Source organism: Bacteroidetes Order II. bacterium (assembly GCA_016788705.1).
In the GTDB taxonomy this organism is placed as follows: domain Bacteria; phylum Bacteroidota; class Rhodothermia; order Rhodothermales; family UBA2364; genus UBA2364.
The window spans coordinates 59,073-75,659 of record JAEUSQ010000038.1 but is presented as its reverse complement, the minus strand read 5'-3'; the positions used below and the strand labels follow the sequence as shown (position 1 = coordinate 75,659).

The 16,587-nt window shown below is 48.0% G+C and carries 12 protein-coding genes; 6 read left to right on the top strand and 6 right to left on the bottom strand.

Going from position 1 to position 16,587, the window contains the following annotated elements; translation table 11 throughout:
• Positions 1 to 42 precede the first annotated feature (42 nt).
• The 5 genes from JNN12_09545 to JNN12_09525 form a co-directional block, all read right to left on the bottom strand.
• Positions 43 to 2,184, bottom strand: coding sequence for a M1 family metallopeptidase (locus JNN12_09545; GenBank protein ID MBL7978575.1), 2,142 nt, complete (start codon positions 2,182 to 2,184; stop codon positions 43 to 45).
• Between the two features lie 124 nt (positions 2,185 to 2,308).
• Positions 2,309 to 2,665 (bottom strand): hypothetical protein, encoded by a 357-nt coding sequence (locus JNN12_09540; GenBank protein MBL7978574.1) that lies wholly within the window; start codon positions 2,663 to 2,665, stop codon positions 2,309 to 2,311.
• Between the two features lie 168 nt (positions 2,666 to 2,833).
• Positions 2,834 to 3,166: a hypothetical protein gene (locus JNN12_09535; protein ID MBL7978573.1), complete on the bottom strand. Its 333-nt coding sequence runs from the start codon at positions 3,164 to 3,166 to the stop codon at positions 2,834 to 2,836.
• A gap of 133 nt (positions 3,167 to 3,299) precedes the next feature.
• Entirely contained in the window at positions 3,300 to 6,095 is a 2,796-nt protein-coding gene (locus JNN12_09530) for a hypothetical protein (protein ID MBL7978572.1), read from the bottom strand.
• 363 nt (positions 6,096 to 6,458) lie between these two features.
• On the bottom strand, positions 6,459 to 8,258 hold the full coding sequence (locus tag JNN12_09525) for a hypothetical protein (GenBank protein MBL7978571.1): 1,800 nt from the start codon (positions 8,256 to 8,258) through the stop codon (positions 6,459 to 6,461).
• A 143-nt stretch (positions 8,259 to 8,401) separates the two neighbouring features.
• Here JNN12_09525 and JNN12_09520 point away from each other — a divergent pair, with 143 nt between their 5' ends.
• Complete coding sequence (locus tag JNN12_09520; protein MBL7978570.1) at positions 8,402 to 9,148, top strand: DUF2071 domain-containing protein; 747 nt, start codon at positions 8,402 to 8,404, stop codon at positions 9,146 to 9,148.
• On the opposite strand, the gene JNN12_09515 is transcribed toward JNN12_09520, so the two are convergent.
• The gene (locus tag JNN12_09515) at positions 9,145 to 10,806 is read right to left on the bottom strand and encodes an iron ABC transporter permease (GenBank protein MBL7978569.1); all 1,662 of its coding nucleotides are present in this window, start codon (positions 10,804 to 10,806) and stop codon (positions 9,145 to 9,147) included. The two genes, JNN12_09520 and JNN12_09515, sit on opposite strands and share 4 nt — an antisense overlap.
• 329 nt (positions 10,807 to 11,135) lie before the next feature.
• Between JNN12_09515 and JNN12_09510 the strand changes: the two genes are divergently transcribed.
• The 5 genes from JNN12_09510 (at position 11,136) to JNN12_09490 (ending at position 16,563) form a co-directional block, all read left to right on the top strand.
• Positions 11,136 to 12,311 carry a saccharopine dehydrogenase NADP-binding domain-containing protein gene (locus JNN12_09510; protein ID MBL7978568.1) on the top strand — a complete coding sequence of 392 codons (1,176 nt, stop codon included), beginning with the start codon at positions 11,136 to 11,138 and terminating at the stop codon, positions 12,309 to 12,311.
• A gap of 65 nt (positions 12,312 to 12,376) precedes the next feature.
• The gene (locus tag JNN12_09505) at positions 12,377 to 12,949 is read left to right on the top strand and encodes a thymidine kinase (GenBank protein ID MBL7978567.1); all 573 of its coding nucleotides are present in this window, start codon (positions 12,377 to 12,379) and stop codon (positions 12,947 to 12,949) included.
• 186 nt (positions 12,950 to 13,135) lie between these two features.
• On the top strand, positions 13,136 to 14,167 hold the full coding sequence (locus JNN12_09500) for an extracellular solute-binding protein (protein MBL7978566.1): 1,032 nt from the start codon (positions 13,136 to 13,138) through the stop codon (positions 14,165 to 14,167).
• A gap of 4 nt (positions 14,168 to 14,171) precedes the next feature.
• Positions 14,172 to 15,992, top strand: a complete 1,821-nt coding sequence (locus tag JNN12_09495) for a carbamoyltransferase (GenBank protein MBL7978565.1) — start codon at positions 14,172 to 14,174, stop codon at positions 15,990 to 15,992.
• Positions 15,993 to 16,197: 205 nt separating this feature from the next.
• Positions 16,198 to 16,563 carry a hypothetical protein gene (locus JNN12_09490; protein MBL7978564.1) on the top strand — a complete coding sequence of 122 codons (366 nt, stop codon included), beginning with the start codon at positions 16,198 to 16,200 and terminating at the stop codon, positions 16,561 to 16,563.
• Positions 16,564 to 16,587: the final 24 nt, after the last annotated feature.

The window sequence follows — 16,587 nt, the reverse complement described above, 5'->3', positions numbered from 1 at the left end:
AACACCATAAGGCAGTCCGGTATAATTTGGTTGTCAGAAGGATCAATTACCGGAAGTTCCGGGTGCTTCCTGAGGCTTCGGTTGTTCTAATTTAGAAGCATCCCACGTGTTGTTCTTGGTGTCTACATCCGAGAAAACTTCATCTGGATCTAAGACCACTTTGGATACATTCTTATCCGAAAAGAAGCCTTTTTCAAACTTCAACTCGTTGTAGCGCCAAATGTCCACGGGGAGTTTCATACGTTCTTTGGAGCCATCATCGTAGGTTACTTCCATCACCACAGGCATCAGCATACCGCCTTTGTTCTCGATGGTAACCCGCCAATAGTTTTTGCCGCGTTTTTCGTCGCCCACCAAATCGGCTGCTTTCTGAGACTTCACTTCGGCAATGGCCTGATCATTTGCATAGGTGCTATACATCCAGCCGCGCCAGAACCACGCCAAGTCTTCTCCTGCACCGTCTTCCATCGTCCGGAAGAAGTCGTAGGGCGAGGGATGTTTAAAGGCCCATTTTTGGGAGTATTCCTTAAAGGCTTCGTCGAAGGCCTTGGGGCCTAATACATGCTCGCGCAAGATCCAGAGGCCCGCCGCAGGTTTGGTATAACCATTCGGGCCAAATCCCGTGTGGATCAAGTCTGAGTGGATCATGATGGGTACTTGGTCTTTTTGGCGCATATAGGGCACAATGCCTTTGGCCAAATTGCGGTTATTGTCATATTTCCCTTCTTTGAACTGTTCGCCATACTTTGTTCCGGTATAGCGTGCAGCATAATCGTTTTCGCTGTAATATTGATAAAACGAGTTGATCCCTTCGTCTTGCCAAGTCCATTTGCGCTCGTCGGAGGAGATGATCATTGGGAACCAGTTGTGCCCCACTTCGTGGATGGTCACCGAAATCAACGCACGTTCCTGAGATTCATTAAACTTCCCTTCTTTGTTAGGACGTCCGCCACAAAAAGCGATCATCGGATACTCCATGCCACCAACAGGTCCATTCACATTGGAGGCTTGTGGGTATGGATATTCCAACGACATACGGCCATAGGTATAGAGTGTTTCCCATGTTGCTCGGGTGGAGGCTTTGTCCCATAAGGGCATCGCAGCACGCGGATAATAGCTATTTAATTGAATGGCTTTGTCGGTGGGGCGGTATTTGTAGCCCGCCGCATCCCAAACAAAGGTTTTGGAGGAAGCCCAAGAGAAGTCGCGCACGTTTTGTGCCTTAAACTTCCACGTTAGCATCCCAGAGGATTTGGGGCGGAAGGCAGCCTTGTTAACCTCGTTTGGTCCGACAATGAAAACAGGGTCTGCATTTTTGAGATCGGTAACGGTTAGTGCCTTGGCCACACGACGTTGTTGCTCGGCAGTGAGGACTTCGGCAGGATTTTGCAATACACCGGTAGAGCCAACAATATGGTTCCAGGGCACAGTAATGTTTACTTCATAATCGCCAAATTCCAGATGGAATTCGCCACGTCCGAGGTACTGATCGGTTTGCCAGCCATTCACGTCGTCATACACCGATACACGGGGGAACCATTGGGCATTCAGATACAACCAGCCATCGGCAATTTTTTCTTTTGCCCCGCGTCCATTATCGGGTACGATGTGGTTCCAGTCAATATCAAAGACCACCGTTCCGCCAGATTGGAGAGGGGCAGGCAGGTTGATTTTCATGATGGTATCGTTCAACCAATAATCTGCATTGACCAATTTTCCTTGTGCATTCATTACTTGTACACGGGTCACATTGTACCCTCCATCAAACGGATCCACATTCAAGAAGCGGCGGGCAGCTGGTGGAATGGAACTGGGCAAAGATTTGGCTGCTTTTCCATTCCGGCTATTATTGAGAGAGGATAAGTTTTGGTCCATTTGTACCCAAATAAACCGTAAAACATCCGGCGAATTGTTTTTATAGGTAACACGCTCTTTCCCGATTAGCTTGTGTGCGGTGGTGTCTAAAGTGACATCAATTTTATAGTCCACCTTTTGTTGCCAGTATTTGGGGCCGGGTGCACCGGAAGAAGTGCGGTATTCGTTGGGGGTGGGCCAGTCCGGTATCGGACGGAACTGCGAGTTATTGGTTTTGCCATCTCCGGGTTGTAACCAATATTGGGCGTTTGCAACCGACATGCCGAGTAACAACACGATCGGAAGAATGCGCCAGAAACGGTGAATCATAACGGGTTTGGGTTTGGATTGGAAAATTATGGGAGCGTACAATATAAGGACAATTCCCTAACAAAACGGAATAGCACCTGTTTTGCACAAGGTAAAGACTATGCTTGAAGGGGAAGTGTTACGTTCAAGTGGAAGATTGTCGTCCGAGGGAACGTACATGAATAGGTTCATCGGGCAGTGCATCATCAAAAAGCCCGTCGCGGTAGTCGGGTTGGAATGTTTGGTGCGGGGTATTTAAACGGTGCTCAAGGGCGCGGATTTCTTCCTGCAAGGGGGCTACTGCTTCCAAAACGGCTTGATGAATGACCCCCGTGAGTTCGGTATGGGAGAGGGATGTACCTGCTACGTCGGTATTGGTCGCCTGTGTCGCTTCTACTTCCAATTTGCGTGTGCGATACCGGAAGAAAAAAAAGGAGATCGGAATGGCGGCAACGATCGCCAATGCCAGAATACCAATCAGTCCTTCGATCAAATCGTTCATTGTGGAAGTGTTTTAGGTTAGTGAAAGTGTTTGAGATTATTTGGAAGGGGGGTCTTGTTTATCCGTCCAATGATTGAGGTACCATTTTCCAAGAAGGTAGCCGATGCCCATCGAAATGAGGCAAAAAACAACGATGATGCCAATATATTCCATTTGCAAAGTGATTGATTAGGTGCTGGTTTTTCGTAAGGCAGTCCTTTGCCGATCCGGATCGGTTGTATCGTCCAAGAACTGTGGTTCCTCGCTTTGTAGATGCTGCTCCAAGTGGTGAATGCGGTTTCGGAGTGGTGCATTGCTTTCTTCTACGGCGTCACGGATCAGCATTTTTAACTCGCCAATCGAGATACTGTCGCCCATTGGAGGAGCAAGGGGCGTATGTGTAGGTGTCTTCTTCTTTGCGGACAACCCGAAAAAGGTTGCCAAAAGGGTTATACCAATGACCAAGGCCAGAAAAACCACCAGTATGGAGAGCATAGGCTTGTTTTTTGCGAGCAGATTCATGTTTGGTCAAAGATAGTTAAAAAAATCAGTAAACGAGAAGTGGACGTTGGGATTCAAAATAAAAAAACCGCCCGAAGAAGATAACGGACGGTTTTGCGTCAACAAAAGTCTATGAAAGACCCACGATGCAGACTTAAAGACTGATTTGATAGGTTGGTGCAAATCTAATTTTTTTCGATTCAGGATTGTACATGACATATCCTCCTAAAGTGGCTGCACGTGGGAAATTTAATACATTGACCAGTCCGCTAAGTCCAACCCCTACTTCCCGATTTGCGGTTCCAGTAATTCCTGCCAAAAGATGTCCCTTTAAGGATTGTAGGTAGAACAATCTTCCTAACGTCCATTCTGGGTAAGATACCGGGAAAATATATTGCACATTGGCGTGAGAAAGTTCTTCATCTTCGGTATTAAAACGAAAGGGCAAGGTCTCAAATCCAGATGTGGACGACCAATTAAGGCTACTAAGTAAGGGTAAAGAATAACCTCGGTTTTTACGCACAGCATAGAACCCTAACAACCTGAAGGCGCTATGCTTACCAATGCCAGGTAAAGTCAATCCACCTGACAAGTTGGCTTTGTACCCTTGTAATTCGCCCACTCTTGCTTGTATGGTTTGGATGGAAAAACTTTTAGAATTGCGTGACAATACATCCTTCTGGGCTTTTGGTGCAGCGGTCTGATAAGAAATAGAGACATGTATCGGAAAGGCCCAGCCATTATTTGGGGCTTTTTTCACCACATTAATGGCTTCAATCCCTACATTTAGGTTTAGGCGGCGAGACATGATACCACGTCTTAGATTGTAGGGAAAGGTAAGTTCGGTCCCTAATTTATTTTCTTGCCAAGTGAATATTTGGCCAAGTCCACTGGCGGAAAATTGGCTCTCCTTCCGAAGGTCGCGGCCCACGGAAAGGGTAATCGCAGGATGGTGCGAGGTTAGGGTGGTTTTGACAAATCCTCCAAGCACGTCGGCTTGAAAGTCTGCATGGAGACCAATTTCTGAATGCCGTTTTCCCACCAAATCACTTCCGGTTAAGGAAACTGAAGCCTCATTTTTGTTTCCTCCAAACTGCCAAGAATGGAAATGTGAACGGCTTCTTTTATACTCGGTAACTGGATAAATGGTCGTTGGCAAGTCGGTCATGATGCTTTTACCCTGTTCTTGTTGAATGAGTGGCTCGTAGTAGGCCACAAAGTGGTTTTTAACTTCTTCGGCTGGTGTCCAAGTGGCAGGGTCAAGAGGGAGAGAGGACAACTGATAACCATTGAGGGTATAGTTGCTAAAAATGAGGGTATCTCCAGAAACGGTGGGATTCTCTGCGGCTAATTTTGCGGAAGTTATTTGAAATCTTTTATTGGTTTCGAGGTGAAGGGCATAAACATTTTCTACGCCATTAAGAGGGGAAGTGTAGAGTACGTAGCCATTCCAATACGAAGCGGCCAAAGTATTGGTAAAACTATGTGGGATCAACGCCTCCATTTTGCCGGAGGTCAAGTCCAAAAGGCTGAGGGCTTTTCCTTTGGTGGTTTGATGATTCAAGGCAAGACGCTTGCCGTCGGGAAGCCACACCAATCTACTGGGTTGCTCGTTGTTGGGCATAGGGATTCGTTGTAATTCCTGCCCTGTTGCAACGTCAAAGACGCAAATGCTGTGTTGGTAGTTGGGTAGTGTTTCGATAACGGCCACTTTGCTCCCATCCCGAGAAAGCGTTGGGGTGAACCAATAGCCTTTGGTGGTGAGGTCTCGAACCCCGTTGGTTTTAAGATCGCGAAGTTTGATAACGGTATTTTCCACACGGGTATATCGAATATCGGGGATTTTACTGCTCCATACCAATAGGTCGCCTTGCACGTCAAAGCCCTGAATCCCTACAGCGGCTTCGGCGGGAATTGAAGAAACTTCTTTTCCATTCGTGTCAATTGCAACAAAAGTATTTGTGTGGCCAACGCCCGATTTTAGCGCCCAGATATGGCCGTTGGTTTGTACTTTAGGCATTTGATAGTTTGTAAAATGTTTGGCTGGGGCCGTTAACGGAGTTCCAACGACGATTTTTGTCTGATTGGCTTGCTCTCGCCAAAGTTTACCAAGCTCATTATAGGTGGCGTGATAAAGTGCTGGTTCACTTAATTTCGTGTGTCTCCTAAGGTTTGCACTCATCGTAAAAGTAGCATATGGTAAAAAGGTACGGCTGTTGGAACGGATAATTTTGTCCCACGCTTTTGCACCATAATGCCGTTTTACATAGGTGGACATATAATACCCTAGGTCGTAATAATTGATGCTGGGGTCTTTAATAGAACCATATTGGGCTTTAGGGTAAGCGTAACGAACGTTTTCGAGCGCCTGTGCGCGAAGGTGGAGACCAAACGAGGGATTACGTCCGCGTCCATAATCGCTTAAAGCCGTTTCCATTGAAACGGCATCCCCTTCCCAAAACCAAGCTGGGTAAATAAAGTTAGACAAAATAGACACCCCAGACTCGCCCATAAGCCAATTGGCCACCTCGAACCAGCCTGTTTTTAGTTGATCGTTTTGTACCACGTGTCTAAATTCGTGTATGGCCAGCAATTCCAACCAATCACCAGCACCTATGAGGTCGGTATTGTTGGGCCAGTAGGGGGTCGTTTCCCACTCACTTCGCCGGGGAGCAAGGGTAACGAAGCCATTGGGAGAAACTGAGCGGTTAGAAAGAACGATTGCAATAGGTTTGGGTTGGATAGTCATATTTTTATGGCTGGCCTCATAAATATGCTCTAAAGTATTGGCCACGCGTTGGGCCTCTTTTTCTATTTGTGCATCGTGTAGGATGCTAAAGTGTGGCGTCTGGATTTTTTGCCATTTGGTTTCAGGAGCAAAGTTTTGTGATAAAATAGTAGAAAATGAAGAGATTAAAAAGATTACAAATATAAAGGAAATTTTATTCATCTTTAAAGTATGTTTAAAGAGTGGTAGAGGATTAATTAGGTGGTTAGGCTTTTTAAGCTAAGCCTATAAACGATTTATATGTATGTTAAGAAATAGTAAAAATGCAATGGACAAATGCCTCCCTCCGTTACTTTGGAGGCATAGCAAGATAAATAAAGGAGTGATCATTAAAAAAATGGAAGGGCGTACTCGGTCAGGATGACAATAAAGAGCGGGTACACTTATAAATTTTGCTATGTTATTGCGTTTAAATACACCTACCAACCTTTTCGAAACTGGTTATGCCCAAAAAAGAAGATCAAGTGAGCCAACAAAAAAACCGCCCGAAGAAGATAACGGACGGTTTTGCGTGCATGTTATTTATTAGACAGCAACAGGTTCTCCGACGGTGATGGATTCTAATTGTTGCTCGAACTCTTGGAGGGCGGTTCGGAAAGCCTGTTTCAGCTCTTCAGAGTCCGGCAAGTGGGCGGTAAGGGTATCCCGATAATAGGCAATGCCGGAAAAAAGGTTGTTTTTAAAAGTGTTAAAATACCGGATTTTTTTGGTATTCAGTTCGTCTAAGGAAGCCTCTAATTCGCGTTGAAAATGCGCTACATAGAGTTCTAATTCATTGATAAACATATGGGCGCGTTCACGTGCATTGAGGGCTTGGGCACGGCCATAGATATGGTCCACCATTTCTCGGAGGCTGAAAGTGCCGCTGAAGTAGGCGAGGTTGGGACCCGGACAAACCAAAGAAGCTACCAAATTATAAGCCGGGGTTATACCGTTTCTAAGCAAGGTCCCTGCTCCCAAGCCTTCACAAAGACAATCTTTCTCGGTGAGTTTTGCCTTCTCTGCTTGTAGCATATCTTCTGATAAGTTTAGGTTTTCTAATTGTTTAAACTTGGCATGAAGATACTGGCGCGAAGAGGTGCAAATGGGCTTTTCGGTAAACTCGGTATTGGTTGCCAGAAATTGTTTGTAGCATGGGCTACCGGGTTTGCCTTTGGCAATGCGGGCTTCAAGTTGTTTTGCAGAGGTGGTTTTTCGGAAATTATTGAACGGTACCCCTAATGGCGAGGCATGACTCACATAAAAGTCTTCTTTTTCGGCTGTTGCGAGGGCGTTCAACGTGGGAACATCTATCGTCGTAGCCTCTGGAACGAGGAGAAATGGGGATCCCCAACCTGTCCCGTCCACTTGGTAATAGGTGCGGAGGAAGGTGTCTTCGCCTGCGGTTCCGATACCACCTTGGACCGTCACCGCCGTTTGGGGGACGTGTGTAAAGATGGGCAAGCCTTTTTCTGTCAGCACTTTGTTACACATCGCATGGAGTTCGGTGAGCATGTCTGCTTTTTTAGCCTTAAACTCTTCGAGGATAGGCCCCAGAAGCAAGCCATCGGTGGCAAAGGCATGGCCACCACAGTTTAGTCCCGATTCGATGCGATATTCAGAAATCCAGATCCCTTTTTTTGCCAAAATTTTTCCTTGTGTAAGGGCGGATCGGAAGTCACTCACCTTCAGAATGACGCGCTTTTTCAAGTAACCCGCTTCGTCCGGATAAAAATCGGCATGTTGGTCTAAGTAGCTATATAATCTTGGGTTGTAGCCAGCAGAAAAAACCACCGAAGAGGCAAGTGTGCTCTGGGCAAATCCACGTAGCGAAGCAAGGGCATCCGAGTATTCGGCGGGTAGCATCTCGCCATTGCGGGCATAGTTGTTTTTGTCCACCTTCGCCATGATATTGACATCAATAGCACCTGGTCGGATTTGTTTCCGCAGGGCATCTTGGGCAATTTTTTTCTCCTCGCCGGAGAGGGTTTGCATGTGGTAATAGGTCTGTTTAAGTGCAGATTCATCCGGCAATAATTCAAAATACTTCACAATTTCGTTTCCTTCCTCGAAAGATTCTTGACGCAGGACCTGCATTTGGTCTTCCACAATTTGGTGAACCAAGTTCAGATAGGCCGTGATGCGGCGGGCGCGGGCGTCCGTTTCGTTTTGGTGGATGGGCGTGAATGGAAGCCCCAAGCGCTCGGTATGATGCTGGCGCATGGCCTCGACAAGTTGGTCTTCTACGATGGACATTACAGATGAAATACCAAAACGGGCCACTTTGATGGGGGTTTCGAGGGTAAAACCCAATCCCATTACAGGAATATGGAACGTATGAAGCATAATGAATAGGGGTATAGAAGGTTTGGGAAAGCTAAATTCGCAGGATTGAAGGAAACTGGTAGGGAATACTACCTGCCCGTGGAGGAAATGTCGTAAAATAAGGGCTTTACGTTTCTTTTGATGTAATGAAATCCCCTACTAAAATGCCTTCTACTGTTCAGGCCGTTCAGGCACAAAAAAAGCAACCAGAAAAGGAACAGCCAGTCATGTATCAACGATGGGAAGAATTGTTGTTTCTGCACTGGACGTATGATCCGATCGAATTACAAGCCCGTTTACCAGCCGGATTACACCTTGATACATTTGGTGGAAAGGCGTATGTGGGGGTGGTTCCGTTTTATATGCAACGCATCCGCCCCCGATTTTTACCAGCGATTCCTTGGGTTTCTAATTTTTTGGAACTGAATGTGCGTACATACGTCACCGACAATTCTGGTTTGCCTGGTGTTTGGTTCTTATCGTTGGATTGTAACCAGCCGATTGCCGTAAGGGCGGCAAGACATTTTTTCTTCTTACCTTATCAAGATGCCCACATGACCGCAAAAAGGCAGGATCATATGGTGCAATACGCGGCAAAACGTTACGGAGAGATACATACCGCCTCGTTTGCTTATGCTCCTCATGGCCCCTTAAAGGAAGCTAATCCGGGTTCGTTGGAGTCGTTTTTGGTGGATCGGTACTGGCTTTTTGCCCATAATGCGAAAACTGGGGACTTATACAAGGGGCGTGTCTGGCATAAACCGTATTTGGTGGGAAATGCGCAATGTGCCGAATGGAGTCATGTGCCGCTGGGGTGGAATGGGTTGGCAGTAGCAGGACGGCCACCCGACCATATTGCCCGTGCAGGAGATGTCGCTGTTCGGGTTTATCCGGTGAAACGTTTGGATTAAGTGCTTGATTTACGGGAGCCTATCCGGCCAATCCATTGGGTAGCCAAAGTGGAGAGGCCAATCAGCATCATCAATAATACGCTGTATGCGGCCGCACCGCCAAAATTGTATTGCCGTAGTTGGGCCAGTATTTCTACACTGATGGGGCGGTTGTCTATGATGTAGAGCATGATGGACGAGACAAACTCGCCCAAGGCCGTAACAAAACTGAGGAGGGTTCCGGCCACAATCGCAGGAAAAAGAATGGGGAGCATTACCGTTCGAAAGGTACGCCAAGTACTGGCCCCCAAATCGTAGGCGGCTTCTGTAAGTTGGTCGTCGTAATTTTCTAATGCGGCTGTGGTGGCACGCACCACCAGTGGAATATGCCTGATAAAATACGCCAGCGGAAGAATGGCATAGGAACCAACCAGAATTTGACCGAAAGAGAAGGCGGATGGGGTGTTAAAACTGAGAATCAGGTTGAGGGCAATGACGGTTCCCGGAATGGCAAAGGGCAATGCGGTCATCACCCGTAGGAGGGTACGACCAGGAAGACGTGATTTGACCATAAGGAGCGAAGCCGTGATACCAAAAATGAAGTTGCCAAGGGTGGCAAGGGCCGCCATTTGCAAACTATTTTGGATGGGCTCTGCAAAAGAAGGGTCGTTGAATAACATCCGATAATGCGAAAAAGTATAAGTGGATGGCAAGATTTGCGTTGTCCAACTGCCTTCCGCCGCAAAAGAAAGCAAAACAATGGTCAAGATGGGAAGTCCTAAAAAGAGCAGGATGAGCAGCGCTACGCCCAATGCAAGCCCACGCTTCCAAGATTGGGTGATCGGGCGGGTGGCCGAGGCCGTTCCTTTTGCACGTTGCTGCGATGTAATTCTTGGTTTCCACTCTGCTACCACCAACAAAACCAGGCAGATCAACGTTAAAACCGTAGAGACCACAGCGGCCAGTTCACGTTCGCCATTGGTTTTGTAATTAAAAATCTGCAAGGTTAGGTAACGGCCACTTCCATCAAATAATAAAGGTGCGGTGAAACTGGCCATCGAGACCATAAAGACCAATAGCCCTGCCCCCACTAGTGCAGGCCGGAGGATGGGAAGAACCACCCTGAAGAACGTATAACCTTCGCCCGCGCCCAAATCCGAAGTGGCTTCCAGCAAACTGCCGTCCATATTCCGCAGCGCAGCCGAAACAAAGAGGTAGAAATACACAAATTGCGTATAGACATGTACCAACCAGACCGCCGGAAAGCCTTCAAATGAAAATGGTACCTCGTCCCAGCCTAAGAGCACCTGCAACGTTCGGGGCAACATGCCAGAAGGCCCATACAGGTACAAAAAAGCCATCACTCCAACCAAAGGAGGTAAGGCCAACGGCAAGGCGGCCATCGCCTGCAACAATCGCCGCAGCGGGAAGTCGAAGCGGTGAAATAGCCAAGCCAATCCCGTTCCCAAAACGCCTGCACCCACCACACTCAGCAACCCCAGTGCGACTGATTGTAGGAGTGCCCGAACGTTTGGGGCGTCCGTACTTTTGAAAATGGTCTGCCATGCTTCGCCCTGTAGGCCCGTTTCTACCGTCCGCATAAATGGCCACACGACGTATCCGATTAAGATCGCGAATACGGGAAAAAGAAGAAAATACGAGGTTTTTCGGGAGAGCATGGGCTTTGTTTTTGAACGGGTGAAGCTAAGGCGGGCAGAAGCCATTTCAAAATAAAGGAAGCATCGTTGGGTAAAAGGTGAGGTGCTGGAAGGAAAAAATGGATCACTTCCGTGTCTGTTTAACCTAAAACAAGGGGGATAGGCATTTGTTCGCAGGGGGATGTTTGGGGGAGGGAAGACAGGAACAGGCCTTGCTTCCGAATTTATTCATTTTCCAAAGTTAGATTAATGGAAGCGCTTTTGTTTGGTATGGGTTGAATCTTCCTTTTCTGTTCAACAATTTTGGCGTTATTTTGGTTTGTCTCCGCTGTCAATCAATTTGTTTTCTTATGGTCATTACCGTAATTGGTGCGGGTACGATGGGTTCCGCCGTTGTATCTGCACTTGCACAAAACTCTGAAGTTTCTCAGATTCATGTTTGTGATGCCCGGCCGGGTGCGTTGCAAGGGTTACACGAACAGATACAAGCCCATAAAGTGCGGGCACATGAACTGGATGCCCGCAATTTGTCTCAGTTAAAACCCCTGATGCACACCAGTCGCGTGGTCGTCAACTGTATTGCCTCGGAAATGAGCCCGGTTTTGGCACAATTAGCCATTGAAGAGGGGGTGCATTTTTGCGATTTGGGTGGATACCGCGACGCCATCGAGAAAGTCTTAGAATTGAATGAGACAGCGAAGAAGGCGGGTGTATGGGTGGTTCCCAATTGTGGTCTTGCGCCCGGCTTGGTCAATATCTTGTGTATGCAAGGGGTTCAACAGTTCGACACGGTACACGGTGCCTACCTAAGGGCTGGAACCATTCCGCTCCAGCAAAATCCACCGCTTAACTTTGCTTCCTTTTTTTCGGCAGAGAAACTTTTGGAAGAATATACCGAGCAGGCACTTTCCCTCCATGCCGGAGAAGTGGTACAGCAAACACCGCTAACGGGTGTAGAACCCATCCATTTTTCGGCCCCTTTAGGTACGTTAGAAAGCTTCTATGTATCCGGTGTATTGGCGCAGATGGCGCCCAAGTTGGTTGGTCGTATTCAAAATATGGACTTCAAAGCGATCCGGTATCCAAATCATGCCAGTCAGATGAGTTTTCTTTTGGCTTTAGGTTTTGCGGAAAAGCGGATGATAGATGTAGGTACGCACCTGACGTATCGGGATGTACTAACGCGCCGGATTCGTAAGCGCATGGGGGGAGATGTGAAGGATGCGGTACTGTTACGGGTGGTGATCAATGGGATTAAAGAGGGCAAAGAACGGTCCTTGGTGTATCAACTTCGCGAAGAACACGACGAGAACAGGGGCGGGTCGGCGGTGAAGCGTTGTATAGGGGCTTCGGTAGCGGCGGTTGCCACCTTTCTGGGGCGTGGAGCGGTACAAGGGGCGGGGGTCTTGACTCCCGAATTTGTGCTGCCGCCAGATTTATATTTGGAAGACCTCGCCAGCTATGGCGTTGTGCCGGAAGTGACATGGTTTGAAGGCTTTCAGGATGTGAACCAGGCTTTTTCCTGAATTTCCCTTTAGAATATCTTATTTTGGGGCAGATCACGAGATCATGTCCAAACAGCAACTGCAAAATGGAACCTTTTGTTATAAAACGGGAAGAAACCGGTTGGATAGAAGTGGTGTGTGGCTCCATGTTCTCCGGAAAAACCGAGGAATTGATCAGGCGGATGCGTCGGGCGGAGATTGCAAAACAGCGGGTGGAAATCTTTAAACCTGCGTTTGATGTGCGGTATGCCGATACCGAAGTGGTTTCACACAACCGAACCAGTATCCCTTCTATCGTTGTACAACATGCTGCCGAAATTCTGCAAAATGCTGGAAATGCACAGGTTATCGGAATTGATGAAGCACATTTTTTTGATACCGATTTGCCGCGTGTTTGCCAAGAATTGGCCCGAAAAGGGCGTCGGGTGATCATTGCAGGGCTGGATCAGGATTACCGCGCACAACCGTTTGAACAAATGGCCCAACTGATGGCCGTTGCCGAGTATGTGACCAAGTTACACGCCATTTGTGTGGTTTGTGGTGCGCCAGCCAATAATAGTCAACGGATTGTGGCGAGCAACGAACGACTTCTCTTGGGCGAAAAAGATGCTTATGAGCCAAGATGTCGTCATTGCTTCGAGTGGCCGCACGAAGCGTAGGATAAAGGACTGGGTGGCTTTTGGTGCTATTTTTTTGTACACGCTACGAGTCGGATTATAGTAGGAAACCATCCCTTTTTGGCCTGCTTTCCCGTTGATTTATCACGATAAATGTTTGTGCAAGTGGTGTGTGATGTGCTACCATCCGTGCATATTTACCCGAACATCCACCAAACGGAGAATACCATGAAGCGTTTTGGAATCGGGCTATTGGTTTTGCTGATGATGGGCTGTGTAGAGGATAGCCGTAAAAAAGTGGTGGTATATTCACCACACGGTAAAGACCTGCTTAAAGCCTATGAACAAGCTTTTGAGGCCCAAAATCCACATGTGGATGTGGTGTGGTTAGATATGGGGGCGCAGGCCGTCTATGAGCGCATCCGAACCGAAGCGGCCAATCCGCAAGCCGATCTTTGGTGGGGAGCGCCCAATATTCTCTTTCAGCAGGCTGCCGAAGAGGGGTTGTTGGCCGCTTATCGTCCTACGTGGGCAAATCAGGTGGAGGGGACATTCCGAGATGAACGTAACCGTTGGTATGGGAATTTCCTGACGCCAGTTGGTATCGCCTTTAATGCCGAAACGGTTAAAGAACCCCCTCAAAAATGGGATGAATTATTAGATCCCAAATGGAAAGGGCGCATTTTGGTTCGATATCCTCTGGAGTCTGGGACAATGGTAGCCCTTTTTGGGGCGCTTGTGATGCGCCAAAAGAACGAAATGGAAGGGTTGCGCTGGTTGGCTAAATTAGACCAGCAAACCAAAACCTATACCGCCGATCCTACGCAACTCTATATCAAACTGGCCCGTCAGGAAGGAGACCTTACCCTCTGGAACCTGCCGGATATTCTTTTGCAGCAGAAAAAAGGCAACCCATTTGGTATTGCCTTTCCTACCAATGAGACACCTGTCCTCATTGATGCTATTGCCTTGGTGAAAGGAGGACGAAACCAAAAAGAAGCCATTCGCTTCTATGAGTTTGTGACATCGCGAGAGGCCATGCGAGACCAAGCTGAAGAAATGTACCGCATTCCTGTCCGGAAAGACATTCCCGTAGAACGACTGCCAGCATGGATCCGGCAGTACCCCATTTCTGCAATGACCATTGATTGGCACGTGTTGGGGAAACGGTCGAAGGGTTGGATGAAACAATGGGATGAGCAAGTTAAAGGACGGGGAGCGGCCTTCCTTGCCGAAACGAACGCTATATCAAATCCTTAACACCTTGAATATTCTTGGTTTATCCTGTTACTATCACGATGCTGCGGCTTGTTTGGTACAAGACGGACGGGTGGTGGCTGCCGTCCAAGAAGAAGCCTTTACACGCAAAAAGCATGACCCCGACTTCCCACGACACGCTGTGGCCTTTTGCCTTAGACAGGCCAATATTACCATAGGCGATGTGGACCATGTGGTTTTTTATGAAAAACCGTTTCTGAAGTTCGAACGCCTGTTGGAAACGTATGTAGCCAATGCACCTTTTGGCTGGCCTTCTTTTTTGAAAGCCATGCCCATTTGGCTAAAACAGAAACTGTGGATTCCCGACCTGATCCAAAAAGAATTGAACTGGGAAGGAAAAGTCCTATTTACCGAACACCACGAGAGCCATGCAGCCAGTGCGTTTTATCCCTCACCCTTTCAGGAAGCCGCTTTCCTGACTATGGATGGCGTGGGTGAGTGGGCGACCTCCAGTTGGGGGGTTGGAAGTGGGAATAAACTTCGGATTCAGGCCGCGTTGAATTTTCCACACTCTTTGGGGCTGCTCTACTCGGCTTTTACCTACTTCACGGGCTTTCGGGTAAACTCTGGCGAGTACAAGTTGATGGGTCTTGCGCCCTATGGCGAACCTCGGTATGTCCAAAAAATTTATGACCATCTGATTTCCGTAAAAGAAGACGGGTCTTATCGCCTGAACCTCGATTATTTCACGTATATGACAGGGTTAAGGATGACCGGGAAGCGGTTTGAATCTTTGTTTGGAGGTCCGGCCCGAACGCCAGAGTCGCCCATCACTCAGCGAGAAATGGACTTAGCACGCTCGGTGCAGGTGGTGACGGAGGAAATTATGCTAAAAACCGCCCGCCACATTCGGAAAGAAACCCACGCCGAAAACCTGTGCTTGGCCGGTGGTGTTGCCTTGAATTGTGTGGCTAATGGTCGGTTGTTACGAGAGGCTGGATTTCGGAAAATATGGGTGCAGCCCGCTTCCGGAGATGCAGGTGGAGCGCTTGGGGCTGCCCTATTGGTTTGGCATGATTATGCCAAACAAGACAGAAGCGCCTCTGAGAGGGCTTTTTTTGATCCTTACCTGGGGCCCTCCTTTGCCGATGATGACATTCGGGCATTTCTCGAATCCGAAAAAATTCCATGTGAAGAAGTGGGCTATGAAGCCCTTCCGGAAAGAACGGCAACGCTACTTGCCCAGCAACAAACAGTCGGATGGTTTCAAGGACGGATGGAGTTTGGTCCGAGGGCACTAGGAAATCGTTCCATTTTGGCCGATCCAAGAGGCACGGATGTACAAAAAAACGTCAATCTGAAGATTAAATTCAGAGAAAGTTTTCGGCCATTTGCTCCTTCGGTACTGCGGCACCGCGTACAAGACTGGTTTGATTTGGAGGCTGATAGCCCATATATGTTGCTGGTTGCCCCTGTTAAAGGGTGGAAGGCTCCGGATGAGGCAGGCTCAGAAAACATACAGACCCGTTTAGAAGAGCGCCAAGCGCATTCCACCATTCCGGCTGTCACCCATGTGGACGGGTCGGCACGCATTCAAACCGTACATCCAGAGCTTAACCCTCTCTATCATCGTCTGTTGACCGCTTTTGAAGCGTTGACGGATTGTCCGGTGTTGGTGAATACCAGTTTTAATGTGCGTGGCGAACCCATTGTATGCAGTCCGAAAGAGGCGTTTACGTGCTTTGTCCGAACCCATTTAGACGTCCTGGTTTTGGGTCCATTCCTCATTACGAAGCAAATGCTCCCACTTAGCCTGCAAAAAGCTTTCTCGCCCGATGAAATTGCCGAGGTGTATGGATTGGATTAAAGAAAAAACGTAAGTTTTTGAACCTGCGGCCACCCCCAAACCATGGAGCGTCGTCAGTTTGTGAAGGCAGAGTGAGTAAAGTACCCCCTTCTTATAATAACAAAGTATTCGACCCAAGAGGATTTTATTGATGAAAACGAAGGGGTTAATAAAGTTGAATTAACCATAGTTTTTTCATTGTAATCCATGTAACCGAAACTACCCTATGATTCACCATATTTCTGAACCAACCCGCATTGTGGCCCCCGGCATTGGCGAGAAGCGCATTGAGGAATTTATCGGACATGTTCGCACGGGCACTGGTCGGATGAGTGTTGCACATATGGTCGCAACAGCCCACTGGACCGAGCCTTTCCAAACGCCTGCATTTGACGAGGCCACCTTGGTGGTGCGTGGCTGTTTACGGGTGGAGTACCCTGAAGGAACCACAGATGTACATGCTGGCGAAGTAACCTATGTCGCTGCCGGAACACGAATCCGGTACAGCACACCTGGCTCGGAAGAAACCGAATACTGGGCCATTTGTGCACCTGCTTTTCACCCCGACACGGTTCACCGAGACTCCGCCTAACTGGGGTTGGGTGTTCGGGGATTC

Coding starts and splice junctions, on each gene's coding strand:
- JNN12_09490 (MBL7978564.1), top strand. CDS start 16,198: ATGATTCACCATATTTCTGAACCAACCCGCATTGTGGCCCCCGGCATT.
- JNN12_09515 (MBL7978569.1), bottom strand. CDS start 10,806: ATGCTCTCCCGAAAAACCTCGTATTTTCTTCTTTTTCCCGTATTCGCG.
- JNN12_09525 (MBL7978571.1), bottom strand. CDS start 8,258: ATGCTTCATACGTTCCATATTCCTGTAATGGGATTGGGTTTTACCCTC.
- JNN12_09510 (MBL7978568.1), top strand. CDS start 11,136: ATGGTCATTACCGTAATTGGTGCGGGTACGATGGGTTCCGCCGTTGTA.
- JNN12_09520 (MBL7978570.1), top strand. CDS start 8,402: ATGCCTTCTACTGTTCAGGCCGTTCAGGCACAAAAAAAGCAACCAGAA.
- JNN12_09505 (MBL7978567.1), top strand. CDS start 12,377: ATGGAACCTTTTGTTATAAAACGGGAAGAAACCGGTTGGATAGAAGTG.
- JNN12_09530 (MBL7978572.1), bottom strand. CDS start 6,095: ATGAATAAAATTTCCTTTATATTTGTAATCTTTTTAATCTCTTCATTT.
- JNN12_09500 (MBL7978566.1), top strand. CDS start 13,136: ATGAAGCGTTTTGGAATCGGGCTATTGGTTTTGCTGATGATGGGCTGT.
- JNN12_09540 (MBL7978574.1), bottom strand. CDS start 2,665: ATGAACGATTTGATCGAAGGACTGATTGGTATTCTGGCATTGGCGATC.
- JNN12_09535 (MBL7978573.1), bottom strand. CDS start 3,166: ATGAATCTGCTCGCAAAAAACAAGCCTATGCTCTCCATACTGGTGGTT.
- JNN12_09545 (MBL7978575.1), bottom strand. CDS start 2,184: ATGATTCACCGTTTCTGGCGCATTCTTCCGATCGTGTTGTTACTCGGC.